A 25097-nucleotide genomic window follows, 5' to 3' on the forward strand; every position below is an offset into this window, starting at 1 on the left:
GCCCCCTAGACGAAACGATGTGGTGAAGAGTACGTGGTCTGAAACATGTGGTTGACGTTTGCAGATCTGTTCGCAGCACAACAACGAGCACCAAACATGACCGCGACTTCGAGACTCCTCGATAAGTGGTGAAGCACCGATAAACCTCCCTACCGGCCGGCAGTGGCAAAGCTCGTCTCGCGCCGTTTGACGCGACGATTTAATTCAGGCACCAGAGCGGGAGCACCGTCAGGCAGGGTTGTCAGGCGGTTCGTGGCGCGGAACACCACGTCCGATGGTCGGCCGACCAGATAATTGGACACACCGTCCTCAAGGGCCTTGCGATAAATGCAAAGCGCACCGTCAACAGCATCGAGCGTCTTTGCAATCTCGGGGTCGTCGTGCGTGTAACTGACAACGAAGGATGGAGCGAGAACGCCGCGCTTGATCAATTCCTGCAGGAACAGCGTCCGGAAGGCTTGGGAGGGACGGCCGTCCTCATCAAGCGCTGCGTAAACGAGGTTGCTTGCCAGCCCGAAGACACTGAAATGATTGCCAATCCCATGGCTGCCGGCGATCTGCGTAATACCTTCTCGAAGCGCCTCGCCCTTTTCAAAAAGATGCTCGATCACCGGCTCTTCACGATAAATCTTCATCGTTGCAATTGCCGCCGCCATGGCGTGCGTTTCAGCTCCATGGGTGGTCGACAGCAGGAAAACGCGTGGCTTCTCGCGCTGATCGATACCTCCAAGCTCCATGAATTCGCGCTTTCCCGCAAGCGCGGAGATCGCAAAGCCATTGCCCATCGCTTTGCCGAAGCAGGATAGATCTGGTTGGATATCGTAAAGAGCCTGGGCTCCGTTCCGGTGCCACCGGAAACCGGTTATCATCTCGTCAAGGATGAAAAGTGCTCCATTGGCATGACAAAGATCACGAAGACGGTGCAGGAAATTATCCCTTGGCGACTCGCCTTTCGATGGCTCAAGGATGACAGCCGCGATCTTTCCGGGATGTTGCTCAAACAGTGCTTTGGCACTGTCAATTTCATTGTAGTTAAACGATAGCGTCATATCCCGTACAGCTTTCGGGATGCCGGCGTTCATGGGCGTTGTGCCGATGAACCAGTCGTCGGTCGAAAAAAATGGGTGATCGGCGCATCGGGCAACAAGGTCACGGCCGGTGATGGCTCTCGCCAGCCGGATGGCGCCAGAGGTTGCATGTGAGCCATCCTTACAGAATTTGACCATTTCGGCGCCTTGGATCGTCTCAAGGAAGCTCGATGCGCAATCTACCTCGATGACTGCCGGCCGGGTGAAGTTCGCACCATTCTTCAACTCCCGCTCGACAGCGCGCAAGACCTTCGGGTAGGCATGGCCAAGGGAGACTGCGCGGTTTCCCATGCCAAACTCGATGTATTTGTTGCCGTCAACGTCAAAGACATAAGCGCCGTGCCCCCGGGCGATGAAGCCCGGCGATAAGACCGGATACTGATCGTCGCCCTTTGCGTAAGTATGGGCGCCTCCTGGAATCAACCTTCTGGCTCGCTGACGCAACTCTTTCGAGTTCTCGAAGTTGCTAATGAGGCTGGTCACTGTTCTTTCCCCCTCCGAAAACACGTCGTATGCCGTTGCAAGGGGCGGACGTGTTTAACGACGCTTTGAAATGGCTGAGCGGGAGGGGTGACCGGGGGATGTCCCAAGCGCGGGAAGACAAAACCTTGAGAGATCAAAGTCGCTGAAGTCTTCTCTGAAAAACTGTTGAGCCAGCCGCATATATTGCAACGGGCGCAAAATCGAAATCGTGCAGCGATTGCTGGATTTCAAGTTTGTCGGGTACGCACAGGATACACGCAAGTACACTATACTCCACTGCTACTGTTACTAGAGTTATCATTAAAGAAACATCATGTAAATAAGAATTAATGAGGTGTTAATATAAGATTTAATCTGGTGTATTTTGTGCATTTGCTACTTGGTGATCCGGTGCATTGCGCCAGACGAGCACGCAGTCGCGGCCAGATTCCTTCGAGATGAACCATAACGGGATTCGAGAGCCTTCCTCTTTGAACTTCAGTTAAGATTTTTCCTGTAGAAGATTTGGGTCCTTGTCATTTTGGTGGATCAATGTTTCACGTCCCGATGCGTTGGCGCCGCAAAATGATCCCGCAGTCGACCGGCAGGCAAAGGCTCTTGTGGCCCGATATCGACTTCGACGCGATCTATGCCATTAGCGATGTGCACGGTTGTGCGGATGAACTGGCAGAAGCCCAACGGCGCATAGCCGATGACGCCAGGGCCCATCTAGGCCCCAAGCTCATCGTTTTTCTCGGCGACTATGTTGATCGCGGTCCCGCCAGCAGCAAGGTGCTCGACATGCTTGCGGCGGAGCCGCGTGAGAGCTTCGTGCAGGTCGCGCTTGCGGGCAATCACGACGATGAATTTGCCCGCATGTTCCGCAAACCTTCCATCATTGCCGATTGGCTCGACTTCGCCGGGACCGAGACGCTTGCTTCCTACGGTATCGACGTTGCGCATGTCATCAAGACGAAGGGGGTTCGCGGTCTCCAAGTTCTTGTCGCGGAACTCGTGCCAGAAGAGCACATCGCCATGATCGAAGCGATGCCGGTCTCGCTTCAGATCGGCAAATTGCTGTTCGTACACGCCGGCGTAAAGCCTGGCGTCGACATGTCAAAACAAACGGATATGGATCTCATGTGGATCCGCGAGCCATTTTTAAGCGAAGGCCCGCGTCAGCCGCTCTTCGTGATCCACGGGCATACACCTGTCCTGCAGCCGACCTTCGGACCGCAGCGGGTTGCAATCGACACGGCGGCAACGGCCACTGGCCACCTGACGGTGCTGAAGATCGCCGAGGCAAGCTTCAATTTCATCTGACACAAGCCCGGCCTTCGAGCTTACTGGCAAGCGCGACGGCCGCTGCACTACAGTCCCGATTTCCGCAGCGGACATTAAGGCAGATGCCGTCGCCGCATTGCCGTCAAAACGCAGCGATCCCTGCGTTACCCTTGCGCCTGCTACTCATGCGAATGCCGAAACCAGCTCGAGGCTGCGGGGTATGGCTCTAAGTAAATCAACCCTGCTCTCCGGCTGAGGCACCGACCGCTTCGGCTGGTGAAGTAAGCAATCGACGTAAGCGAAGATAGTTATCCAGAAATCCGACGATCAAAAAAGAATACATGTTACACAGTACAGACTAGAAAGTTTCTCCAGTTTCACCGTTCTATTGACTTAGGCCTCGAAGCTGGTTACGCGTGATTAACACACCTGAAAATCCTTCAACAAACTAGGATCTTCATGAAATATCGGCCGGAGATTGACGGATTACGGACGATTGCAGTATTGCCGGTGCTGTTTTTCCATGCCGGTGTCACTGGATTTTCTGGCGGTTTCGTTGGCGTCGACATTTTTTTTGTTATTTCAGGCTTTCTCATAACAAGAATTCTGGATGATGATCTAAGGAATGGCCGCTTTTCCATACTGACTTTCTACGAGCGGCGTTTTCGCAGGATCATTCCGGCACTGGTTTTCTATGTTTTACTGACGGCGATCGCCGCCTACGTGCTTTTCCTGCCACCGTTCTTCGAAGACTTCGCCCGAAGCCTGCTGGCAGTCGGGACATTCACCTCAAATGTCTATTTCTGGAGGTTCTCAGGTTATTTCGAAAACAGCGCGCTTCTACGCCCGCTCTTGCATACCTGGTCGCTTGCGGTCGAAGAGCAGTTCTACATCTTCATGCCGATCGCCATGTGGCTGCTCTATAAAGTGACGTTCCGCGTGCGGTTGGCGGCATTCGCACTCGCCTTGATCCTGTCCCTGGCACTTAGCATCTATGCAATCGACGTCGCTCCGACAGCAAACTTCTTCCTCTTGCCGACACGAAGCTGGGAGCTCTTGATTGGAAGCTTGCTGGCGCTTTGGGGCGGTCAAAGCACGCTGTCTTACCGGGCAAACAGTGCCGTTGCGATCGGTGCCGCGATTTTGATCCTCTTTTCTGTATTTGCCTATACGGATGCGACACCATTCCCTGGGCTCGCCGCCGTTTTGCCATGCGCAGGTGCAGCTCTCGTCATCTATACAGGCGGACCGACCCGTTCGGTGGTTGGTAAAATCCTTGCGAGCGCGCCGTTCGTATTCATCGGCAAGATTTCCTATTCGCTCTATCTGGCGCATTGGCCAATTACCGTCTTCGTCCGATACGTGACCCTTGAGGAGCCCAACGGGCTCCATGCCATGGGCATTATCGCCGCCAGCGTTTTGCTTGCCATTTGCTCCTGGCGCTTTGTCGAAACGCCATTCCGTCTGCAGACCGTGCGCTGGCCTCGGCGCGCCCTCATCGGCTCGGCCCTTGCCAGCATGTCGATCGTCTCGCTGTTCGGTTACGCGGGCATCGCCGCTCATGGCTTCCCTCAACGTTTTCCCGGCTATGCAACCGAGGTCGAAGCGCGCATGGTTGATGTCTCTGCAGTTGTAGCGAGCGCGGATACGACAGTGCGCGCCGGCCAGACTTGGCGGAACGGCATCTGCTTTTTCGAAGACGACGACGGCTTTAAAAAATGGCGCCCCGAAGATTGCGCTTTGACGACAAACACCGGTGATGTTGCGCTTCTGTGGGGAGATTCCTACGCCGCCCACTATGCCCCCGGGATCGTCGCGAATGCCGCGTCCATTCATGGCCGCGTCTATGAGTATACATTTGCCGGATGCCCTCCGGTCCTTGCCTACTACTCCTACGCCAGACCGAACTGCCAGGCATTCAATCAGAAGGCGCTGGACATCATCCGGTCGCTTGACGTTAAGACTGCCGTGCTTTCAGGCCGATGGGTTGATTTGCAACGCCGGGGCCTGGACATGCTCGAGGACACTGTCAGACAACTCCAGGAGGAGGGCGTCCGGGTCATCGTGATCGGACAATCGCCGATGTTTGTAACCAATGTCGACGTCATTGCTTTTAAGAAAGCCGCCGCTGGCCAAAAGGTAGCTTCCTGGTCAACCGTGATCGACAGCGAATTTAACCAGCGGCTGCGAGCTGCTGCGGGCGGTGCCGATTTCGTTGATCCGATTGCGATGGATTGCGCAGCCGGCGAGTGCCCTTACATTGACGACGGAAGGATGCTTTATTTCGATTCCGGTCACCTGTCGAATTTTGGCAGCGCCCGCGTTGTCGAACGCTATTTCCCGCTCGTATCTCGCGTCAATTGAAGTCTGCGCTGGTCATTTTGCGGTCGTGCCCCCCGCAAAAGCCCTTGCCAGCTCCGCCTTTTTTTCAGATGCGCGGCGCGGTCTCCTTCGGCCAAGCCTCGGGCATTTTCGTCAGGCATTTGATGTCGCCAGGGGGCGCGACGACTGGACTGAAATCGCCGATTGATCAGCCTGCCCAACGGTTTCTCGATTGAAACATAGGCAATCAGCAACAGGCCGAGCGCCGCCCCGGCTTCGATCGGAGGGAAGGCCCAATGCGGGATCCCGCTTCGCAGGAGAAGCGCGACGATCGCCACGCCGAATAACGCATGCCAAAGATAGATCGAGTACGACGCGTTCCCGAGGAAGAGCAGCACGTTGGATGGCTGGACATTCCTTCGCCGCTCCCACATCACGGCGGCAAAGACAAAAAGCGCCGAAGGAACACCCCATTTTACGGCGCGCGGCAGGTCTGCATCAAAGGCCGAGGCCGCTGCCAGGCAGATCAGCGCGACGGCAGCAAGTCCTATGCAAGCCAAGTGGGGCAATTCGGTCCACGGACGAAGACACGGCCAATCAAGAGGCCCGCGGCGAATTCCAGGATGACGGGGCTCGTCAAAGCCCGCAGGTAAGGCCAATCCAACAGGAGCGACGAAAGGCAGATGATGCAGAGTGAGCCGATTGCGACTGAAAAGCCGAGATCATGTCGTTCGCTGACATGGAAAAAGAGAACTGCGACTGCTGCGATCCCTCGCAGATACTGAACAGTATAGATCTGCTGCACGGCACGCCTCACATGTGCAAGAAAGCGCAGAATGCAAACCAGAATATTCATTGTAATGACGCCTGGTCAATGCAGTAAAAATCGCGGGTAAACGCTATTCTGACATTGGCTGACGGAAAATATAAGTATTTTACTACTTGAATGCCGCTAAGGAGAATAGTGTCTTCCGTCTTGATAGCGAAATTCTCGCAGCTCCGGCGATGGACCGTGGCGCGGGTCAAGGTTCGCTCCGACTGCCGCGTCGAGGTAATCAGTGTCAATTGCACTCACAAGCAGGCTTCACCAATTCGATCACCATGACATTCGCTTCATGAGCGGCTTTGATGAATGCTGCTCGAACATCCTCGGGAGGCACGCGGTTGTGCAGGCCCTCCAGGCACGCCATCACTGCCTCGGAAAAATCCTCGCCGTCATCGATCGGCCATCGCTGCAGAAGCGTTTCTGCGGCGCGCCTGACAGAGTTAACGACTCGGTACTCTCCGATGCAATGCATTGCCAGACCGACGGGCCGAAAGGCCAAACTGTTCCCTTTCATGACACCTTGCTCTCTGTTTCTCCAAGTAGCTATAGCTGTAGCAAAATCCATGCCGGGCGGCTGAAGCGGCACGAAGAGAGAGTTGTCTGCGGGAGAGGCGTCGAAAAGTCGTTAACGAAGACTGCTTCGGTAGGTCTGATGCGATCGGGCGTCGATCATGACCGGTACGCCCATTCGCGAGGCCCGATGGACATGATCTTCCACGGCTGGTCGACGAGCCTGTTCCATGTGGCGCAGCAATGGGTGACGATGTCGTTGCAGTCCCTGAAGATACGATTGGAGAGCCAGTTGTCGCCTATGAGCTTTGATATTCATTGTAAGCAGTCTTCGCAGCTTTCGGCGTTCTCCTACAGGCATAGGGGATCCGGTTTATTTGAGGCGGCGTACGGCTGGAGACAGAGTTTTGAAAATGACGGTTGAGCAGACTCTGCTGCGCGCATTTGAATACCGCATTCCATATGTTTCGCCTTGGGCTGCGTCGATCTGCCAGTGGGGCGTTAGTTTAAGATTATCGGCCACAAGTCCCGTCTCCGGCACTACGCAGCAAACATTGCCGCCTGTTCGCGGCGCAGGAGATCGATGATGCGGCCGGCCGGCAGCACCACATCTGCATAGGTAAGGACTTGATCCTTCGCCACGGCATGTTTCAAGATGCATCCCTCTGCAACACCCATGGGCAGCAAGTCCTGAACGCCGACGACATCGACGCGCTCGCACTGACCATAGCTCATGTAGCCGCCCAGACCGTCGATCGTTTCGCCGGCATTAAGGCCGCGCTTTGCAGTCGCAACGACCTCCACCCTAGGCCCGTCCAGTGGTTGAAGCACGGGATCGCGCAAGAGTGCAACGCGAGCCACGGAGAGGGGGACTTCGAAATGGCAAAGATGGTAAGGTGTGTAAAAGCTATAAAGCGGGCCGGTTCCGAGCTTGTAAAGGTTCAGGTAATGCTGCTGCTTCGGATCGTCGTGGTATGCGAGAATAAAGACGCCCGGACCTGGGGTTGCTCCCACGACATAGTCGACGGCTCCACCGACGGCTTTCAGCGCCTCAATGTCATACGCGTTGACGAGTTCATCGACATGGCCACGATGCTCGACACCTGTCATGCCGCGCTTCAAAATGGACATGCCAGTGCCGTTCGCGACAATAGCTTGCTCAAAGCTAATCTTCGTGCCGTCAGCGAAGCTGGTGACCATATGCGGGTCCTGCCCCCATTTCGCAGCGAATTCGGCCTGCGTTGTCGGTGTGCGATAGGGATCCTGCAGGCCTTTGATATTGCCGCACATGAGCGGAGTAAGGCCGATCGATTTGACGAAGCGCCACAAGTTCATCTGTACGCCAGGCTGGTCTCCATCGCAGGCCGTGAAGATAACCCCCGCCGCATCGGCTTTTTTCTTGAGAAGCGGACCAACCGTACCGTCCAGTTCGGCATTCATGGTCACCATGTCGCGACCGTGCGCGATTGCGCCTAAGCTGACGTTGGCGCCATATTCGATCGCACCCGTCGCATCAATCAAGCAATCCAGATCACCCGACTCATACAGCAATGCTGGATCGTCGGTGACAGCCGCCGTGCCTTCGGCGATCAGGCGGGAGAGACTGCTGCCATCGCTGGCGTAGGAGGCCTCAAGGCCAGCAGCGCGGTAGGCTAATATAGCCTTCTCCACGTTTCGGTTGCAGATCACGCAAAGGATCATTCCCGGTACGGAATTTGAGATCTGGTTGACGATGCCCTTCGCCATGAAGCCCGCGCCGTACATCCCGACCCTAATGGGACGGCCATCCTCTTCCCGCTTCTTCAGGAGCGTATCAATCACCATCAAAACCTCCTGTTAGATGCCGCGTAGGCGTTCCACGCCATGAAAATCCTCATCGAAGTCGGGCCATTTCGCGTCTTTCTCCGAAATCACAGCCCCTTCAACCGGCCAGGCGATGCCAAACTTCGGATCATTCCAACGCACACCGCACTCCGACTTTGGATCGTAGAATTCGCTGGAAAGATACAACGTCTCAGTGTTGGGCCTCAGTGTCACAAACCCGTGGGCAAAGCCGCGGGGCACATAAAAGGCCAGACGGTTCTCACCCGTTAACTCAACCGCGTGCCAACCGAGGTACGTCGGGGAATCGGGTCGCAGATCGATGATGCAGTCCCACAGCGCGCCGGAGAGGCACCGGACGATCTTAACTTCTGGCGAGGGCGGAAGTTGATAGTGCAGCCCACGCAGGGTGCCTGCTTCGGCGTTGAACGAATTATTGACTTGAACGAAACGGCCTTCCACGCCGGCGTCGGCCATTTCCCGCTCGCAGAAGACGCGCTGAAACCATCCACGTTCGTCCCCGCGCGGCTCCGGCTCGATGACGTATGCACCATCCAAGGGCGTTTTGTGAAACTTCATGCTGCTCGGCTCGCATCCTCTATTTGGCAGTCAGCTGCGACGCAGCCCTGAACGTAGAACAATGTCTCTTTGAGCGCCTTCAAAGGCCTCGAAAAGATTAATTTTAATCATATGCCCTTCACACTACGACCCGAATTTAGTGTTACCTGAACGATGAATGTCAAAGCTCCAAAAAACCAACTAAGCGCATGCCTTATACAAAATAGCAACGCCGCTGCAACGGGCTCCGTTAAGAGAATGTCGAACCGTTCCTTTTGCACTAAGAAAAGGCATTAAAACGGGAATGTTGGCTAAAATACGTACACTCATCAACAGAGATACTTGCTCATATCGATAAAGCGATATCCTCGCGAACATATTCCTTCATATATATGCTACCTTTCGCAATTGCGTAATGTCAACTCTTAAGACTTACTCGTTCGGAAGAAATAACTTCGGCCGGAAACGCCGAGACTGAAGGTGTCGGACAGCGTCATCTTGATGTTCCTGCCGCCGCGCTCACCCGAACTGAACTGAACGCAAAACGTTTGGCAGTTCATGGGCGACAACTGGCTCCCCAACCGTATCGTCATGGGCTGCGACGACGTCGTCACCCATTGCTGCGCCGCACGGAACATGCTCGTCGACCGGCCGTAGAAGGTCATGTCCATCGGGTTCCCCGAACGGGCTCACTGGTCATGATCATCGCTCGTTGGTATGACCTCACCTGGATCTCTCATCAGGCCGGTGCATAGGCGGGAAACGCTCCGTTAACCAACGGCGCTTGAAATGAAGCGTGGGCCCGGAACCGTTACGACTCGCAGACCGTTTATGCTGCGGGAGGTGCTGCATCATGAAACGGGCCATTTGGGACACTCCAATCACTGTTGAAGATCCGGCGACGGGAACGGTGCGAACGGTCAAGACCGTGCGACAGGCCAAAACTATGCTTGGCCGTTTCTGGCCTGCATACCATGGCAGCCAATACCGGCGGGCTGAGCGGGTTTGCGACGATGCCTTGCAGGGAGACTGTGACGCCAACAAAGCTCGGCAAGCCTTCATTGCGGCTGCGGTCGAAGCTCATTTCCATTTGAGCTGAGAAACGCTGCTCATGCCGCCGGCTCCAACTGAACGAGATGGCCGGCGCCGATCTCGCGGTAACTGCGCTTCGGCACGACATAATCCAGCGGCCGGACAGGACTTTTTAGCTCGTCCGCCGATAGCTCGCGCTTGATGCCGCGACGATCCGGATCGGGTACCGGAACCGCCGCCAGCAGCTTCTTCGTATAGGGATGCTGCGGATTGCCGAAGACGGCGTCGCGGGGACCAATCTCGACGATCTCGCCGAGATACATGACGGCGACCCGGTGGCTGACGCGTTCAACCACGGCCATATCGTGAGAAATGAAAAGGAAGGCAAGGTTCAGGCTCTGCTGCAGATCCATCAGCAGATTGCAGACCTGTGCTTTGATCGAAACGTCGAGGGCGGAGACGCTTTCATCGGCGACGATCACTTTCGGATCAAGCGCCAGCGCCCTCGCAATGCAGATGCGCTGACGCTGGCCACCGGAGAACTCGTGCGGGTAACGCGTCATCATATCCGCTTTCAAGCCGACGCGTTCCAACAGGTGGGCGGCCTTGTCGCGCGCGTCGGCGCGTGTGCCGAGGTGGTGCTCGACAATCGGCTCGGCAACCGCAGCCCCCACCGTCATCCGCGGATTGAGGCTTGCAAACGGATCCTGAAAGACCATCTGGATGCTGCGGCGCATGCGGCGAAGGCTCGATGAATCCAATGCCGTCACGTCATAGCCGTCGAGGCTGACCTTGCCGGCGTCCGGCTCGATAAGCCGGGTGATGGAGCGGCCGGTCGTCGATTTGCCGCAACCGGATTCGCCGACGAGGGACAGCGTCTCTCCTTGAAAGAGATCGAAGGAGATATTCTCGACTGCATGGATGGCGCCGGTCTTGGCGCCGAAAAGTCCGCCTCGGACAGGAAAACGCGTGGTGAGGTTCTTCACTTCGAGGATCGGCGTCTTGCGGCGATCGACAGTATCGGCCACTGCCACGGGCTCGCTGCGGGTGCCGGTGGCGGTATCGACGACGGGGAAGCGCAGCGGCCATTTTTGTCCGGCCATCGAACCCAGACGCGGCACTGCGGCAAGCAACGCGCGGGTGTATGGGTGCTTGCCGTGATGAAAGATGTCGCCGGTCGTTCCGTCCTCGACCGCTTCGCCACGATACATGACGATTGTGCGATCGGAAACTTCAGCGACGACGCCCATGTCATGGGTGATAAAGAGAACCGACATGCCTTCCTCTTCCTGCAGCAATTTGATGAGGTCGAGAATCTGGCCCTGGATCGTGACGTCGAGTGCTGTCGTCGGCTCGTCGGCAATCAGAAGCTTCGGCTTTGAGGCGAGCGCCATGGCGATCATCACACGCTGCCGCATGCCGCCGGAGAACTGATGTGGAAATTCTTCGAAACGTGAGGCGGCATTCGGAATGCGCACCTTCTCGAGCAGTCGGATCGTCTCCTTGCGCGCGTCCGGCTTGGGCATGTCCCCATGGCAGGTCAGCGCTTCGGAGATCTGCCGGCCGATCGAAAAGATCGGGTTGAGGCTCGTCATCGGCTCCTGGAAGATCATTGCGGCGTCATGGCCGCGCACCTGGCGCATCTCCTTGCCGGAAAGCGAAAGGACGTCCTTGCCGTTCAGGCTGATCTTGCCCTCGATGCGGCTCTGGTTGTTGGCAAGCAGACGCATGATCGAGAGCGAGGTGACGCTCTTGCCGGAGCCGCTTTCGCCGACAAGCGCGACCGTTTCACCCGACATCACATCGAAGGAGACGTTGCGGACCACCGGCTTCCATTCACCATCGACGAGGAACGACGTCGTCAGCTCCTTGACCGAGAGCACCGGGGTTTTAACACCCGCCATAGCCTTTCCTTGCGTCACGGCCTACCTCCCGACTGCATAAGCCTGCATCAGGCGCGGCGTTGCGGCAGCCCGCATCAAGCCATCGGCGTCGCGGCGTGCAGCGGTCAGACGGCCAACCGTCCACGGGTCGGCGACGGTCAGGTTGTGGCCCTTTCTGCGCAGCGCATCAAGCACTTCGGCGCCGAAATTCGCCTCTGCCATCAGGCTGCCGGGCTCGCGGGTGCGCGGATAAAAGGAGCCGGGAAAATGCGATGTGTGGAAGAGTGGCTGATCAATTGCCGCCTGCAGGTTCATCTTGTGATGGACATAGCGCAGGAAGAAGGAGAGCTGCCATTGCTCCTGCTGGTCGCCGCCAGGTGTGCCGAAAGCGAGTGTGGGCCGGCCTTCGTGAAGGGCGAGTGTGGGCGTCAGCGTCGTGCGCGGACGTTTGCCGGGCGCAAGCGACGTTGGCAGGCCGGGCTTCAACCAGAACATCTGCGCGCGCGAATTCAGGCAGAAGCCGAGGCCCGGCACGACCGGCGAGGACTGCAGCCAGCCGCCTGACGGCGTAACGGAAACCATGTTGCCCTCGCGGTCGATCACGTCGATGTGGACGGTGTCGCCGCGCTTTTCAGAAAGATGCGCCATGGTCGGCTCGTAGACGGCGCCAGTTTTCGAGGTGGCGGCGAGCATTTCCATGGTCAGGTCATATTGGGCTTCGAAGCCGGGGACGAGCCCCGGACGCAGCTCGAGTGAGGCATCGGAGGTTATCAATTTCCGGCGCGGGGCCGCATAAGCATCAGAGAGCAAATGCTCGACCGGGACTTTCGCGAATTCCGGATCGCCATAGTAGATTTCACGGTCGGCGAAGGCGAGTTTCATGGCTTCGGTGACGGTGTGGACGAAATCGGTGCCAGCCGGGTCCATTCCGGCGATGTCGATTTCCTTCAGAAGTGAAAGCGTCTGCAGGAAGACCGGACCCTGGCCCCATGGGCCGGTCTTCGCAATCGTCCAGCCGTGGTAATCATAGGTCAGCGGCTCTTCGATCGTCGCCGACCAGTTCGCCATGTCATCTGCATTGATAACGCCCAGGTGCCGGGTGCCGCTCGCATCCATCACCTCGGTCGAGCCGGCGTATCTGTCGATCGCCTCGGCAACGAAGCCGCGATAGAACGCATCGCGGGCGGCCTCGACCTGCGCCTCGCGCCCACTCTTTGCTTCGGCCTCAATGAGGATCCGCTTCCAGGTTTCGGCAAGGACCGGATTCTTGAAGTTCGAATGCGGCGCTGGAGCCGAACCGCCGGGCAGCCAGGTCTTGTGTGACGTCGGCCATTCTTTTTCGAAGAAAGCGGCAAGGCCGGAGATCGTCGCCGAAACGCGTGGTAGAACCGGATGGCCATGCTCGGCATAATGGATTGCCGGTTCAAGGATGTCACGGACCGTCAGCCTTCCATAGTCCCGCAGCATCAGCATCCAGCCGTCGAAAGAGCCGGGAATGACGGTCGCAAGCAGGCCGTCGCCGGGAATTAGCTTGAGACCTTCGGACGTATAGTGCTCGATCGTCGCCCCGGCCGGTGCGGAACCCTGGGCACAAATGACTTCGACCTTGTCCTTCGTCTTCGAATAGAGGATCGCCGGCATATCGCCGCCCGGCCCGCAAAGATGCGGCTCGACGATCTGCAGCACGAAACCGGTGGCGACTGCCGCATCGAAGGCATTGCCGCCTTTTTCGAGGATGCTCATGCCGACGGCGGACGCGATCCAGTGGGTCGATGTGACGACGCCGAAGGTGCCCAAGATCTCCGGACGGGTCGTGAATGCGGTCATTTCAAAAGTCCTTTCGATAAATCATGCTTCGCGCGGGTCGAGCGCATCGCGCAGGCCGTCGCCGAGAAGGTTAAAACCGATCACCACGAGGAAGATCGCCGCACCCGGCCACATCGCCATCCATGGCGCCTGAGACAGGAAGTTCTTGGCAACGTTCAGCATCGAACCCCAGCTTGGAGCAGGCGGCTGCTGGCCGAGGCCGAGGAAGGATAGGCTGGCTTCGGCTATGATTGCGGTGGCGATCGTCAGCGTCGCCTGCACCAGGATCGGCGCAAAGACGTTCGGCAGGATGTAACGGGTGATGATGCTGAGGTGCCGGAGCCCGATCGAGCGCGCCCCTTCGACATATTCCTCCGTCTTGACGGCAAGCACCTGGCCGCGCGTCAGCCGGACAAAGACCGGCATGGCCGAAAGACCGATCGCAATCATCGCATTCGTCAGGCTCGGGCCGAGGAAGGCGGCAAGCGCGATCGCAGTGATCAGGAACGGCATGGCAAGAAAGGCTTCGGTGATGCGCGAGATGATCTGGTCCGTCCATCCGCCGAAATAGCCGGAGATGAGGCCGAAGGGCACGCCGATAACAAGCGCGATCGCCACCGAGAAGACCCCCGCCATCAGCGAGGCCTGTGCCCCCCAGATCATCCGGGAGAGAATGTCGCGGCCGATATCATCGGTGCCGAGCCAGTGGGCGGCCGACGGCGCCTTGCGGATCGCCGACCAGCTCGTCGTGTTAGGATCCGGGATCGGCAGCAGTGGGGCTGCGATCGCGAGAATGGTGAAGAAGGCGATGATGCCAAGGCCTACGAGCGCACCCTTGTTCGCTTTCAGCTTTCGCCACGCCCGGCTCGGCGGGCGCTGTTCGGTTGCAATGGTGATCTGGTCGAGAGCAGTCACAGGGCAGCCCTTATGCGCGGGTTGAGGAGGACATAAACGATGTCGGCCAAAAGGTTCATCAGGATGAAGCCGATCGCCGTGCAAAGCACGACGCCCTGGACGACAGCATAGTCCCGGTTGAAGACGGCATCGACGATGAGTTTGCCGAAGCCGGGGATAGTGAAGATCTGTTCGGTCAAGACCGCACCTGCCAGCAGTTCGCCGAAGAGCAGCGCGCTCAAGGTCACGATCGGCAGCACGGCGTTTCGGAAGCTGTGCTCGAGCACGACGGAGCGCTCGGAAAGGCCCTTCGCGCGCGCTGTGCGGATATAGTCGGCGCTGAGCACACTGAGCATCGCGGAGCGGGTGTGGCGCATCAGCGTGGCGGCGAGGGCATTGCCGAGTACGAAGGAGGGCATCAGCATCGTTTCGATCGAGCGCAGCGGATTGCTGAAAAAGGGTTCGTAACCGGAAGCGGGCAGCCAGCCGAGCTTCACCGAAACCAATAAGATCAGCATGATGCCGAGCCAGAAATTCGGAATCGAAAGGCCGGAAAGCGCGATCAGGTTGGCAAGATAATCGAAGACAGTGTTCTTCTTGACCGCGGCTAAAATTCCCATCGGCACACCGATGACGAAGGCGAAGATCATCGACATGATCGCAAGCTGGATGGTGACCGGCAGCTTTTCCGCCACGAGTTCCAGAACCGGCTGGTTGGTGCGCAGCGATATGCCGAGATCACCCTTCAGAACCGAGCCGAGCCAGGACACATACTGATACGGCACCGGGTCGTTCAGCCGGTATTTTTCGCGCAAGTATCCGATCACCTCAGGATCGCGCTCCTCGCCTGCCATGGCGAGGATGGGATCGCCCGGCAACAGCTTCTGCAGCGAGAAGACGAAGACCGAGATGATCAGCAGGGTCGGAATGGCGACCAGAAGCCGCTTGGCGATATAGGTGTACATGAGCGTCCTGACAGGGCAAGAGGCAGCGGCGGCAGGTTGGTCTGCCGCCGCGATCTGCTCGGATCAGCCGGCCTTCTTCACGCCTGCAAGGCGGATCATGCCGTCCGGCGAGGGAATGAAGCCGGTGATGTTCTTGTGGAGCGCCCAGATCCACGACTGATGGCCGAGATAGATGATCGGCATGTCGTCGTTCAGGATCACCGCAGCCGCATCATATTTCTGCTTGCGGACAGCATCGTCGGTCGAGGCGCGGGCCTCATTCAGCAGCTTGTCGACCTCAGGGTTGCAGTACTTGGTGTCGTTGATGCCGCCCTTGCAGGTGATGAACTGGTGGATATTGCCGTCGGGATCGACGCGGCCGGACCAGTCGGAGCGGCTCAGCTGATAGTTGCCGGCGGTCTGTTCGGAAAGCAACGTTGCGAACTCCGTCGATTTCAGGCTGACGTCGAAGCCGGCTTCGGCCACCATCGACTGGACGATCTGCATCATCTGCGCTGCGACCGGGTTGTTCGGAATCTGCATCTCCACGGGCACGCGATCGAAACCTGCTTCCTTCACGAGAGCCTTCGCCTTGTCGAGATCGCGGGCAGGCACCGGGATGTCCTTGCTAAACCACGGGCTGTTCGGCGGGAAGGGCTGGTTGCCGCCGACCGCAGTGCCTTCGTAGACGATCTGGTTCAGCGCGTCGCGGTCGATCGCCAACGAAAAGGCCTGACGCAAATGCTTGTCCTTGCCGAACGGATTGTCGGCGCGCGGGCCGTTGGCGATGTTCGCATAGAGCGCCATGTAGCCGATATTGACCACATCCGCGTAGGTGAGACTCGCATCCTCCTTGACCGAAGCGGCGTCGGTCGCGGCCAGCCGCTCGATCATGTCAAGGTCGCCGGAACGCAGGTTGGCGAGGCGCACCGTCGTATCCGGGATCGGCAAATAGGTAACCTTGTCGATGAAGATATGGTCCTTGTTCCAGTAATCCCCAAATTTCTCGAGCACGATGCGGTCCTGCTGAACGCGTTCGACGAACTTGAAGGGACCGGCGCAAACCGGGTGGCTGCCGAAATTGGCGCCGAGCTCCTTTGCAGCCTTCGGCGAGACGATCATGCCGGCTCGGTCGGAGAGCTGGGCAAGCAGCGTGACGTCCGGGCTCTTCAGCGTGAACTTCACTTCGTAGGGAGCAGCCGCTTCGACTTTTTCAACGGAGGCGAGCTCGCTCTTGCGGCGCGATTCCGGCAGCGTCATGTTGCGTTCGATCGTGGCCACGACGGCTTCGGCGTTGAGCGGCGTTTCGTCATGGAATTTCACGCCTTCGCGCAGCTTCATGGTCAGCACCTTGCCGTCGCCCGACCAGTTCCACCCGGTCGCAAGCTGCGGCACGATCTTCAGGTCGGGGGTAACGTCGACCAGTTTGTCGCACATCGCCGTGTAGACGATGCGGCCGACGAAGGTGCGCGACTGTGCGGGGTCAAGCACGTCGGCGTCGTCCTGCAAGCCGATTTTCAGTTCGGCGGCGAATGCGGGCAGGGCGATTAAGGCACTTGCAAGAAGGCTCGTCGCGAAGTTGGCGGTCTTCATTCCATTCTCCTCTGTTTGTCTTTGCTTCATGAGCGACGGTATCCGCCTCTCTGCGTCTGGCTCGCTTAGGCGAGTTCTTGTTTGCTCTGCCGTTCGTGGTGGTCGAGTGAGGTAATCCGGATCAGGCTTTCCTGCAGCGTCAGCAGGTGCCGGCGCATGGCTTCGCCCGCCGTGGCGGGGTCTCGGGCAGCAATCGCATCGACGATTGCCGTATGCTGGCCGTAAGTCACCGTGCGTGTCTTGCTGGCGTTGCGGGCGCGCTCGCGGATAGCCTGCCAGGCCTCGTCTTGACGCACTTGGTTGATGACGTCGAAGATCGCCAGGAAGAACTGGTTGCCGGCGCATTGGGCAATCTGCCGGTGCAGGGCGCCGTCCCAGAGTTCACGGCCGTCGGCATCGGTGCTTTCGTAGATCTTCTTGACGAGCTCATACATGCGGGCGACATCGGCGGCCTTGGCGCGCATGGCGGCAAGCTGGGCGAGCTGCGGCTCGATGCGCAAACGCACTTCCATGACTTCCATCAGGTCGGTACCGGCGACGATCGAGCCGACATGCTCGCTCCAGCCATCGGGGCGCCTGCCGGCGAAGGTGCCAGACCCTTGACGTCGCCAAATGAGTCCCTCGGCTTCCAGAACCTCCAGTGCCCGGCGCACGGCACGGCGGCTGACACCCAGAGTTTCCGAAAGCGCACGTTCGGTCGGCAGTTTGCCGTCGGCATCCAGATTGCCGGAGCGCAACAGCGTCCGCAGCTTGTCCAGCGCAAAGTTCGAGTTGCCGGCTTCTTCCATTGGCAAATGGTCCGTACCAATTGACTATTGGTTCAGTGCAAACCAAATCAGTTCCTCCGTCAAGCGAATTTTTGTGCAAGTTTTGCGATGCACAAAATTTGAGCTACTCAGGGGAGCAACGGGCACTACGATCCGGACCTGCGGAGAAATATTGAGGGACAATGGGAGTACGATCACCCGCTGATGATTTATCTGAACAGTTTTGCAGGCCGTGCCCTTCGGCAAGAGCCGGAGCTATCAGCCTTCGATATAGACGGGATTGCTGAGCGCCCGGCAGATCGGCTGGCCGTCGATGTCGGCGACGCGAAGCTGCCAGGGCAGGCTGCGGCCGGACAGTGCTGCGGTGAATTCCGATAGAAGCCGGTCACGGCTTGCCTTGGCGATGACTTCGGCGCGCAGAAAGGTCTTCGGCTTGCCTGAAAAGCGGCCGATCCACTCATCGCTCTCGATCGGCTCGTCGATCAGCACGCCCGTGGCATCCAAAAGGACAAGGCGATCGCCTTTCGCACCCCGGACATTGGCCTCGGCGGAAACCGGACCGGAAACTGTTTCGCCCATCGGATGCCCGTTGACAGTAAGGGCCAGATGAGGACCGGACGGGCTTTCGGTAATGTAGCCGCGGCCAGCCTTCATGGCGGCAAGGATTGCGTCTTCCGAGAATTCTTCGAGCCACAGGACGGTGGTCGGGCGGGCAAGCACCAGCGGACCTTCCGGCATCAGGCGTGCGGGCTGGTGGAAATCGCTGCCGCCGATGGCGGCGATCTTCAGACCGGAGGCGAGGCGCGTTTGATAACGGTCAAGCGATATCCAGTTCCAGGCCATCCAGCTCGACTGCCAGACCTCCATGCAATCGATCTGCGGAAGCTCGTAATTCCAGGAGATCGCCGGCTTGTCATGGTTGATGGACAGAAGTCCGCCGCGCTCATGCACCAAGCGGGCGAGCGTATGGGCATCTTCCGGTTTCGTCATGCGGAAATCGATCCAGTCGTCGACGCCGAAGACATTGGCGTGGCCGGCGGCGGTCGTCACTTCCATGGCGCGAACGAAGACGAGGTCGGCTGACGAATGCGGATGGAAATAGCGGCGCTGCGTGATCGTGTTGTGGTCGGCGACCGCCAGAAAGTCGAGGCCTGCCTGCCTCGCTGCTTCGTGCAGCAGTTCCGGGGAGCCTGCGGCATCCGAATGGTAGGTGTGGCAATGAAGGTCGCCGCGATACCAGCCGGCGCCCTTGCGCACCGGATATGTGCGGGCGGGAGGCGGTTCCAATTTGCGCTTCGCCTTGTCGAAATCGATCGTGAAGAAGACATCGGCGCCGTCTGCCGGCACTTTATAAAGCCCGAGCATCACCTGCCAGCGGCCGGCCGGCATATCGCCATGGATGTAGCCGGGCGTCGCGTCGTCTGTCGCAACGAAGAAGCGATCACGCGCCCCGCCGCTCCAGCCCCTGAAACCGGCAGTGGACGGATAGCCGGTCGCGCGGGGATCAAGCAGGCCGAGATCGATGATGCAATCCTCTGCCTTGGCATAGCGCATCGTCACGTCGATGCGCGTCGTCGCCTCGGGAACGTCGAAGGCTATGTAGAAATAAGGGTTGTCAACCTGGTGGGCACGGGTGACATGGATGGTGATTTCGCTCATTTCCGACGCCTGACCTACTCGCCAATCGCCGGAATGCGTGCGCCAGTGCTGTCGAAGAGCGTCACATGCGCTGTATCGAAGGATAACTGCACGATGGTGTCGGCCTTGATTTCGTCGTCCGTGAAGATGCGGGCCGTCACGCGGCCCGCATCCTGGCGCTCCATCGTCACCAGGCTTTCCGGCCCCATGTTTTCATTGGCAAAGAGCATGCCGGAAATGACATTCGTATCACCCGGCCGCGCCATGCGCAGATGTTCCGGGCGGATGCCGAGCGTCATCGTTTTTGCGGCTGCCGCAGTTGCGATGGCCTCCGATACCGCAAGCCCCGGAAGCGTCAGCCCTTCGGCGTGAAGTTGCAGCCTGTTTTCGGCGACCGCGGACTCGACCGGTACGAGGTTCATCGGTGGGTTGCCGACGAAATTCGCGACAAACGTAGTCGACGGTCGGCGGTAGATTTCGATCGGCGGGGCAAATTGCACGATGCGCCCCTTGTCCATCACCGCGATCCGGGTCGCAAGCGCCATCGCCTCCGCCTGGTCGTGAGTGACGTAGACGGCCGTCATGCCCATGTCGCGCTGCAGATGGTTGAGGAAGCCGCGGGCCTCCAGGCGAAGCTTCGCATCGAGGTTTGAGAGCGGCTCGTCGAAGAGATAGACCTGGCTTGGATAGACGAGAGCACGGGCAAGCGAGGTGCGCTGCTGCTGCCCGCCTGAAATCTGGCTCGGCAGGCGCTTGAGGAGATCGCCGATCTTGAGCACGTCGGCCACTTCCTTGGCGCGGGCATGGCGCTTGTCCTCGGCCTCGCCGCGCACTTTCAAGGGATAGGCGATGTTGTCGGCAAGGTTCATATGCGGGTAGAGCGCATAGTCCTGGAAGACCATCGAAATCTTGCGGTCCTTCGGATGCAGATAGGTGACGTCTTTGCCGCCGATCAGCACTTTGCCGGAGGTCGGGGTTTCCAGGCCGGCGATCATGCGCAGGCTCGTGGTCTTGCCGCAGCCCGAAGGTCCGAGCAGGCAGACGAATTCGCCGTCGGCGATCGAAAAGCTGATATCCGGCACGGCGTTGAAGGCGCCGAAGCTCTTGGAGACGTTCTGGAATTCGACAGAGGCCATGAGACTGATTTTCCGATTAGGACTTGATGCCACCGAAGAACCGGAAACCGAACTTCCAGTTCACGAAGAGGTAGAGCACGATGACCGGCAGCGAATAAAGAAGCGAATAGGCGGCGAGCAACGTGACGATCGGCGTGCCGGCTTCGGAATAGAAGGAATAGATCGCAACGGAGGCGGGCATCAGATTGTCGCTTCGCAACAGGATGAAGGGGATGAGAAAGCTGCCCCAGATATTCACGAAGGCCCAGACGACGACCACGACGATGCCGGGCCGGATGACGGGCAAGGCGACATCGAAGAAGGCTTGAAGCGGCGAGGCGCCGGCAACCATGGCGCTTTCTTCATAGGAGCGCGGGATCCCATCGATGAAATCGCGAAGGATGAACATCGCTGTCGGCAGCAGGCCCCCGGCAAAGACCAGGATGACGGCAAGATGCGTATCGATGAGGCCTGCGGCCGACACGATCAGGAAGATCGGCACCATCGCCGCCGAGCCGGAGACCACGGACGAAAAGAGCAGCAGGACGTACGTGACCGCTCCCTTGCCTGGGATTGCGGACCGGGATAGCGCATAGGCGGCAAGCGTTGCGGCAGCGCCGACGAGAATGACGCCGCCGAAAGCCTGGATCAGGCTGTTGAACAGCGCCTGCATGGCGAAGCTGTTTTTGAAGACGGCCGCGAAGTTCGAGAGCGTGAATGGCGCGGGAATGGCAAGACCAAGTTCGGCGCGCGCGTTGAACGGCGCAAAGACAAACCAGATAAGCGGTAACGCGAATATGGCTCCGAGCAGCGCGGCAGCAACCGAAAAGCCGATGCGCCGCATATAGATTGTGCGCGATATCTGCATCACTCGGCCTCCCCCGTCTTCTTGCGGGCGATGCGCAGATAAGCGAGTGCGAATACGAGATTGATGAGCATGATGACCACGCCGACGGCAGCACCCTTGCCGAATTCGAAATCCTTGAAGGCGATCCGGTAGGTATAGATGGAGAGGATCTCCGTGCGGTAGGACGGGCCGCCGTTTGTCAGCAGGAAGGGTGTGAAGACGTTGAAGGTCCACATGGTAATCAGGATCAGGTCCGTCACCACATGTCCGCGGATAAGCGGCAGGGCGATATCGCGCAGCTTCTGCCAGGAGGTTGCGCCGGCCACATCGGCAGCCTGGAAATAGCTCGGCGGGATCGACTGGAAAGCCGAGTTGAAAAGCATCATCGAGAAGGCGGCGCCGCGCCAGGTGTTGAAGAAGATGATGACCCAGAAGGGCTGCTGCAGCAGCCAGTCTCCCGGCGGCAGCCCTAGGCCGCGCATGATCATGTTCAAGGTGCCGTTGTCATAATCGAGGAAGGCGAACCAGGCAAAACCAATCACCACCTCCGGCAGGATCCAGGCTGCAATCACGGCCGTCTGGAGGAAGGATTTGGCGGTTGGCGAAGCCGACTGGCTGAGCCAGGCAAGGATAAGGCCGAGCAGTGCCTGGCCGACGAGCGCTGACAGCAGCACGAACTGGATCGTCAGGATCAATGAAAAGCCGAATTGGCCGCGGGTGAAGAAGGTCGCGGGATTGAAGAGCGCGAGATAATTCTGCAGACCGACGAAATCCGGATCGAGCGCCGTGCGGCCAAGGAGAGTCCGGTTCGTGAAGGAAACGAAGATCACCCAGAAGAAGGGGATGATGACGAATACGCCGACCAGTACTGCGGCGGGCGCCAGAAAAACCGCGCCCCCGCGCGTGGAAAGCAGGGAGAACTTCTTCATGCTTGAAAACCCGATGGCGGTTTGCGGCGTCCGCTCAATTGCGGCCCGGCCGGTAAACCGGCCGGGTGCAGCTTTCGATCGTTCAAAGACGGCTGACCGTATTTTCTTCGCCGACGATGGCAATAACGGCGGCCCTGTACTGGGCCATCGCATCTTCCGGCGACATTTCGCCGGAGACGACGCTTTCTGTCATGCGCTGTATCTCGGTGGAGACCTTGTTGTAATTGGCATCGTTAGGACGTGCCGTCGTGATCGGCAGCAGCGATTTTGCCGTCTCAGTCAGGAACGGCGAGTTCGGGATTGCTACGTCGTCACGGATGCGGATTGCCGGCTGGATTTCCTGGAACGCCGTCAGTTGCTCCTTACTGTTCATGAAGGAGAGCAGTTCCCAGGACTCCTTCGGCGCATCCGTATGCGGATTGATGACGAAACCTGTGCCGCCGGAGACGGTGACGAAGTCCTGACCGCGCAGGCCCTTGCCGGGCTGAGCTGCCGGCATCTTCTTCCACGTCATGACCTTGTCGCGGTCGGCGACGGCAAATTCGGCTCCCGGCGCCGTCACAGAACGGTAGAACCAGTCGCCTTCCACAAGCATGGCCGTCTTGCCGTCGCGGAAGTTCGCGAAGGTGCGGTTGCGGCCATCAGCCAGAAGCTGGGCGCGCTGGTCGCCGAGCTTGTCGTCGACATAGATGGTCTTGTAAAGCTTCAGCGTATCGAGAATGCCTTGGCTCGCGACGATATACTTGCCGTTTTCGTCGGTGACCTGCTCGCCGGTGCCGAGAAGCGCCATCCAGTAGCCTTGCATGGTCGTCGCTTCGCCCATGGAAACGCCGGCATTCAGTTGCAGCGGGAAGGAATCCGGATTGGCAGCCTTGATCTTGCGCGCAGCCTCAAGCAGCTCGTCCCAGGATTTCGGCTGCCAGCTATCCGCATCGAGGCCGGCCTTCTGGAAGAGGTCCTTGCGCACAAAGATCATGCGGGCGTCGGTGCCGAGCGCGATGCCGTAGGGCTTGCCCTGATAGCTCATCAGCGCCTTGATGCCGTCGCCGATATGGCTCCAGCCTTCCCAGTTGTTCACCTCCGACCCCGCAATGTCTTCAAGCGGTTTCAGAAGCCCGCCTTGAACGAAGCTCGGTATGAGGAAGCCATCGAAAGCCGAGATATCCGGACCGGCGGTCGAGAAATCGAGCGCCAGTTGCTGCGTCAACTGTTCGTCTTCGCCGCCGAACTGGGTGAGTTTGACGGTGACGTCCTTGCCCTCAGCCTTCATCTTTTCGGTGAAGGCCGGGATGATCTTGTTTTGGATCCATTCCGCCGTGCCGCTGTTCACGCCGCCGACGACGCAACGGCAGGTGATGGCGAGATCGGTGGCCATGACCGGACCCGACAGCGCGATCACCGCCGAAGCCCCCAGCAATAAAGACTGAATGCTCTTGCGCATTGCAATTCCTCCCAAGAATTGGCCCGGATTCGGCCGGACGCCTTTTCGGTTTCGATACCTCGGGACTGGCTGGAACCTCCTTCAAGCCATACCCGCCTCATCCGCCCTCAAGAATGAACACGCTTTCATTTTTGTCAACACTACGGACGACGAGGACCGGAATATTCGACGAGCGGAGACGCCGATATGATCAAAATCGCGCATTTCTCTGAAAAATGCTGCCAAATACTTGACGCCATACCGTTCGCAAGTCCACGATTGAATGAACACGTTTTCATTCCGGCCTGAACATTTCAATGAGCGAACGAAACGACAGAAAAGTGACCCGAGCGACCGCCGATCTTGTGGCGCGTGAAGCCAATGTTTCGCGGATTGCCGTTTCGCGCGCGTTCAACCCCAATGCATCTTTGAAGCCTGAAAAGCGCGATCGCATTCTGCAGATTGCCCGGGAGTTGAACTATACGCCGGACATGGCGGCGCGTTCCCTGGTGACAAGACGTTCGCATCTTGTCGGCATGATCGTGCCTGACGTCTGCAGCCCGTGGGAAAGCCAGGAAATCGACGCGCTGACGACTGCCTTGCAAGCGGAGGGTTTTGCGACATTGCTGTTCAAGGTCAAGGCCGACTTCAGCATGGACCAGACCCTGCTCACCTATATGCGCGGATTCAATCCGGATTCGGTGATTGCCTTCACTGAGAATGTGGAACCGGCCGTCCTTAGTGGATTTCTCGATCGCGCCGTGCCGGTCTACATCATTTATGACGATGCGGAAGAGTTTGCCGCGAAGCGATCTACCAGTCTCTACGACCGGCTGGTCGTGCGGCAGAAGGAGGGCATCGAGCAGGCCGTTGCATTGCTGCAAGGTTATGGCGCCCGCCGCGTTGCCTATCTTGGCGGCAAGCGGCAGTCGCTCGCCAATACCGAGCGCGAGCGCATTGTCACGCAGGTTCTGGCCGAGCGCGGAATGGCGCCGCCGGTCGTCGTACCTGGCGATTACACATACGACACCGCCTACCGTGCGACGCTCGACCTCTTTCGTGTCGGTGATGGAGCCGACGCAATTTTCGCCTCCAACGACGTCGGTGCGTTCGGTGCAATCGATGCGTTGCGCCACGAACTTTCCCTGTCGGTGCCGGGCGACGTCAAGGTTGTCGGCTTTGACGACATCCCGCAGTCGCATTGGAAAAGCTACAACCTCACCACCGTCCGGATCGATCTTGCAGATCGGGTCCGGGCGCTCGTCCGGCTGATCCTCAGGCGGCTAAAGACACCCGGCGCCGACCCCCTGGTCGAGACGCTGAGCACACGCCTTGTCGTGCGCGGCACGGTGGGCTGA

22 protein-coding genes and 1 pseudogene are annotated in these 25097 nt (G+C 58.7%); 4 read left to right on the forward strand and 19 right to left on the reverse strand.

Annotation, left to right across the window (positions count from 1 at the left end; all coding sequences use genetic code 11):
- Window positions 1-149: 149 nt before the first annotated feature.
- On the reverse strand, window positions 150-1571 hold the full coding sequence (locus ACZ9BX_RS29680) for a glutamate-1-semialdehyde 2,1-aminomutase (protein ID WP_476221810.1): 1422 nt from the start codon (window positions 1569-1571) through the stop codon (window positions 150-152).
- A 564-nt stretch (window positions 1572-2135) separates the two neighbouring features.
- On the opposite strand from ACZ9BX_RS29680, the gene ACZ9BX_RS29685 reads away from it, so the two are divergent.
- Window positions 2136-2873: a metallophosphoesterase gene (locus tag ACZ9BX_RS29685; protein ID WP_476221811.1), complete on the forward strand. Its 738-nt coding sequence runs from the start codon at window positions 2136-2138 to the stop codon at window positions 2871-2873.
- Window positions 2874-3293: 420 nt separating this feature from the next.
- Complete coding sequence (locus tag ACZ9BX_RS29690; RefSeq protein ID WP_476221813.1) at window positions 3294-5198, forward strand: acyltransferase family protein; 1905 nt, start codon at window positions 3294-3296, stop codon at window positions 5196-5198.
- Here the strand turns inward: ACZ9BX_RS29690 and ACZ9BX_RS29695 are convergent.
- The 7 genes and pseudogenes from ACZ9BX_RS29695 to ACZ9BX_RS29725 form a co-directional block, all read right to left on the reverse strand.
- Window positions 5168-5815, reverse strand: coding sequence for an acyltransferase family protein (locus ACZ9BX_RS29695; protein ID WP_476221814.1), 648 nt, complete (start codon window positions 5813-5815; stop codon window positions 5168-5170). The two genes, ACZ9BX_RS29690 and ACZ9BX_RS29695, sit on opposite strands and share 31 nt — an antisense overlap.
- Window positions 5704-6012: a hypothetical protein gene (locus ACZ9BX_RS29700; RefSeq protein ID WP_086996182.1), complete on the reverse strand. Its 309-nt coding sequence runs from the start codon at window positions 6010-6012 to the stop codon at window positions 5704-5706. The genes ACZ9BX_RS29695 and ACZ9BX_RS29700 overlap by 112 nt, the downstream gene beginning before the upstream one ends.
- 205 nt (window positions 6013-6217) lie before the next feature.
- Window positions 6218-6547 (reverse strand): DUF982 domain-containing protein, encoded by a 330-nt coding sequence (locus ACZ9BX_RS29705; RefSeq protein WP_476221815.1) that lies wholly within the window; start codon window positions 6545-6547, stop codon window positions 6218-6220.
- Between the two features lie 104 nt (window positions 6548-6651).
- Window positions 6652-6789: pseudogene (locus ACZ9BX_RS29710) on the reverse strand (IS630 family transposase); the annotation flags it as partial.
- A 243-nt stretch (window positions 6790-7032) separates the two neighbouring features.
- Complete coding sequence (locus ACZ9BX_RS29715) at window positions 7033-8316, reverse strand: NAD(P)H-dependent oxidoreductase (protein WP_027511644.1); 1284 nt, start codon at window positions 8314-8316, stop codon at window positions 7033-7035.
- Between the two features lie 12 nt (window positions 8317-8328).
- A complete protein-coding gene (gene rfbC, locus ACZ9BX_RS29720; RefSeq protein ID WP_027511643.1) occupies window positions 8329-8892 on the reverse strand; it encodes a dTDP-4-dehydrorhamnose 3,5-epimerase in 564 nt (187 codons plus the stop codon).
- Window positions 8893-9296: 404 nt separating this feature from the next.
- Window positions 9297-9542, reverse strand: a complete 246-nt coding sequence (locus ACZ9BX_RS29725; protein WP_476221818.1) for a hypothetical protein — start codon at window positions 9540-9542, stop codon at window positions 9297-9299.
- Between the two features lie 182 nt (window positions 9543-9724).
- Between ACZ9BX_RS29725 and ACZ9BX_RS29730 the strand changes: the two genes are divergently transcribed.
- Window positions 9725-9970, forward strand: coding sequence for a DUF982 domain-containing protein (locus ACZ9BX_RS29730; protein WP_086996174.1), 246 nt, complete (start codon window positions 9725-9727; stop codon window positions 9968-9970).
- A 10-nt stretch (window positions 9971-9980) separates the two neighbouring features.
- Here the strand turns inward: ACZ9BX_RS29730 and ACZ9BX_RS29735 are convergent, their stop codons facing one another.
- The 11 genes from ACZ9BX_RS29735 to ACZ9BX_RS29785 all read right to left on the reverse strand — a co-directional run bounded on the left by ACZ9BX_RS29735 (window position 9981) and on the right by ACZ9BX_RS29785 (window position 23760).
- Window positions 9981-11807 carry an ABC transporter ATP-binding protein gene (locus ACZ9BX_RS29735; protein WP_476221820.1) on the reverse strand — a complete coding sequence of 609 codons (1827 nt, stop codon included), beginning with the start codon at window positions 11805-11807 and terminating at the stop codon, window positions 9981-9983.
- Window positions 11808-11828: 21 nt separating this feature from the next.
- Window positions 11829-13613 carry a gamma-glutamyltransferase family protein gene (locus tag ACZ9BX_RS29740; protein WP_476221822.1) on the reverse strand — a complete coding sequence of 595 codons (1785 nt, stop codon included), beginning with the start codon at window positions 13611-13613 and terminating at the stop codon, window positions 11829-11831.
- A gap of 21 nt (window positions 13614-13634) precedes the next feature.
- Complete coding sequence (locus ACZ9BX_RS29745) at window positions 13635-14507, reverse strand: ABC transporter permease (RefSeq protein ID WP_476221824.1); 873 nt, start codon at window positions 14505-14507, stop codon at window positions 13635-13637.
- Window positions 14504-15451 (reverse strand): ABC transporter permease, encoded by a 948-nt coding sequence (locus ACZ9BX_RS29750; RefSeq protein ID WP_476221826.1) that lies wholly within the window; start codon window positions 15449-15451, stop codon window positions 14504-14506. Before ACZ9BX_RS29750 ends, ACZ9BX_RS29745 begins: the two co-directional genes overlap by 4 nt.
- A gap of 63 nt (window positions 15452-15514) precedes the next feature.
- Complete coding sequence (locus ACZ9BX_RS29755) at window positions 15515-17023, reverse strand: ABC transporter substrate-binding protein (protein ID WP_476221828.1); 1509 nt, start codon at window positions 17021-17023, stop codon at window positions 15515-15517.
- Between the two features lie 65 nt (window positions 17024-17088).
- Complete coding sequence (locus ACZ9BX_RS29760; protein ID WP_476221830.1) at window positions 17089-17817, reverse strand: FadR/GntR family transcriptional regulator; 729 nt, start codon at window positions 17815-17817, stop codon at window positions 17089-17091.
- Between the two features lie 231 nt (window positions 17818-18048).
- Window positions 18049-19449 (reverse strand): CehA/McbA family metallohydrolase, encoded by a 1401-nt coding sequence (locus ACZ9BX_RS29765; RefSeq protein WP_476221832.1) that lies wholly within the window; start codon window positions 19447-19449, stop codon window positions 18049-18051.
- Between the two features lie 14 nt (window positions 19450-19463).
- Window positions 19464-20564, reverse strand: a complete 1101-nt coding sequence (locus ACZ9BX_RS29770) for an ABC transporter ATP-binding protein (RefSeq protein WP_476221834.1) — start codon at window positions 20562-20564, stop codon at window positions 19464-19466.
- A 16-nt stretch (window positions 20565-20580) separates the two neighbouring features.
- Complete coding sequence (locus ACZ9BX_RS29775) at window positions 20581-21411, reverse strand: carbohydrate ABC transporter permease (RefSeq protein ID WP_027511634.1); 831 nt, start codon at window positions 21409-21411, stop codon at window positions 20581-20583.
- On the reverse strand, window positions 21411-22319 hold the full coding sequence (locus tag ACZ9BX_RS29780) for a carbohydrate ABC transporter permease (RefSeq protein ID WP_027511633.1): 909 nt from the start codon (window positions 22317-22319) through the stop codon (window positions 21411-21413). Before ACZ9BX_RS29780 ends, ACZ9BX_RS29775 begins: the two co-directional genes overlap by 1 nt.
- Window positions 22320-22401: 82 nt before the next feature.
- Window positions 22402-23760: an extracellular solute-binding protein gene (locus ACZ9BX_RS29785; protein WP_476221836.1), complete on the reverse strand. Its 1359-nt coding sequence runs from the start codon at window positions 23758-23760 to the stop codon at window positions 22402-22404.
- A gap of 320 nt (window positions 23761-24080) precedes the next feature.
- Between ACZ9BX_RS29785 and ACZ9BX_RS29790 the strand changes: the two genes are divergently transcribed.
- On the forward strand, window positions 24081-25097 hold the full coding sequence (locus tag ACZ9BX_RS29790; protein WP_476221837.1) for a LacI family DNA-binding transcriptional regulator: 1017 nt from the start codon (window positions 24081-24083) through the stop codon (window positions 25095-25097).

The sequence above is a fragment of the Rhizobium sp. USDA 3886 genome (genome assembly GCF_056279785.1).

What these genes read in the sequence shown, in the direction of transcription:
- ACZ9BX_RS29685 (WP_476221811.1), top strand. Translation starts at nt 2,136, where the DNA reads ATGATCCCGCAGTCGACCGGCAGGCAAAGGCTCTTGTGGCCCGATATC.
- ACZ9BX_RS29780 (WP_027511633.1), bottom strand. Translation starts at nt 22,319, where the DNA reads ATGAAGAAGTTCTCCCTGCTTTCCACGCGCGGGGGCGCGGTTTTTCTG.
- ACZ9BX_RS29765 (WP_476221832.1), bottom strand. Translation starts at nt 19,449, where the DNA reads ATGAGCGAAATCACCATCCATGTCACCCGTGCCCACCAGGTTGACAAC.
- ACZ9BX_RS29725 (WP_476221818.1), bottom strand. Translation starts at nt 9,542, where the DNA reads ATGGACATGACCTTCTACGGCCGGTCGACGAGCATGTTCCGTGCGGCG.
- ACZ9BX_RS29730 (WP_086996174.1), top strand. Translation starts at nt 9,725, where the DNA reads ATGAAACGGGCCATTTGGGACACTCCAATCACTGTTGAAGATCCGGCG.
- ACZ9BX_RS29755 (WP_476221828.1), bottom strand. Translation starts at nt 17,023, where the DNA reads ATGAAGACCGCCAACTTCGCGACGAGCCTTCTTGCAAGTGCCTTAATC.
- ACZ9BX_RS29705 (WP_476221815.1), bottom strand. Translation starts at nt 6,547, where the DNA reads ATGGATTTTGCTACAGCTATAGCTACTTGGAGAAACAGAGAGCAAGGT.
- ACZ9BX_RS29770 (WP_476221834.1), bottom strand. Translation starts at nt 20,564, where the DNA reads ATGGCCTCTGTCGAATTCCAGAACGTCTCCAAGAGCTTCGGCGCCTTC.
- rfbC (WP_027511643.1), bottom strand. Translation starts at nt 8,892, where the DNA reads ATGAAGTTTCACAAAACGCCCTTGGATGGTGCATACGTCATCGAGCCG.
- ACZ9BX_RS29775 (WP_027511634.1), bottom strand. Translation starts at nt 21,411, where the DNA reads ATGCAGATATCGCGCACAATCTATATGCGGCGCATCGGCTTTTCGGTT.
- ACZ9BX_RS29750 (WP_476221826.1), bottom strand. Translation starts at nt 15,451, where the DNA reads ATGTACACCTATATCGCCAAGCGGCTTCTGGTCGCCATTCCGACCCTG.
- ACZ9BX_RS29690 (WP_476221813.1), top strand. Translation starts at nt 3,294, where the DNA reads ATGAAATATCGGCCGGAGATTGACGGATTACGGACGATTGCAGTATTG.
- ACZ9BX_RS29740 (WP_476221822.1), bottom strand. Translation starts at nt 13,613, where the DNA reads ATGACCGCATTCACGACCCGTCCGGAGATCTTGGGCACCTTCGGCGTC.
- ACZ9BX_RS29785 (WP_476221836.1), bottom strand. Translation starts at nt 23,760, where the DNA reads ATGCGCAAGAGCATTCAGTCTTTATTGCTGGGGGCTTCGGCGGTGATC.
- ACZ9BX_RS29700 (WP_086996182.1), bottom strand. Translation starts at nt 6,012, where the DNA reads ATGAATATTCTGGTTTGCATTCTGCGCTTTCTTGCACATGTGAGGCGT.
- ACZ9BX_RS29735 (WP_476221820.1), bottom strand. Translation starts at nt 11,807, where the DNA reads ATGGCGGGTGTTAAAACCCCGGTGCTCTCGGTCAAGGAGCTGACGACG.
- ACZ9BX_RS29715 (WP_027511644.1), bottom strand. Translation starts at nt 8,316, where the DNA reads ATGGTGATTGATACGCTCCTGAAGAAGCGGGAAGAGGATGGCCGTCCC.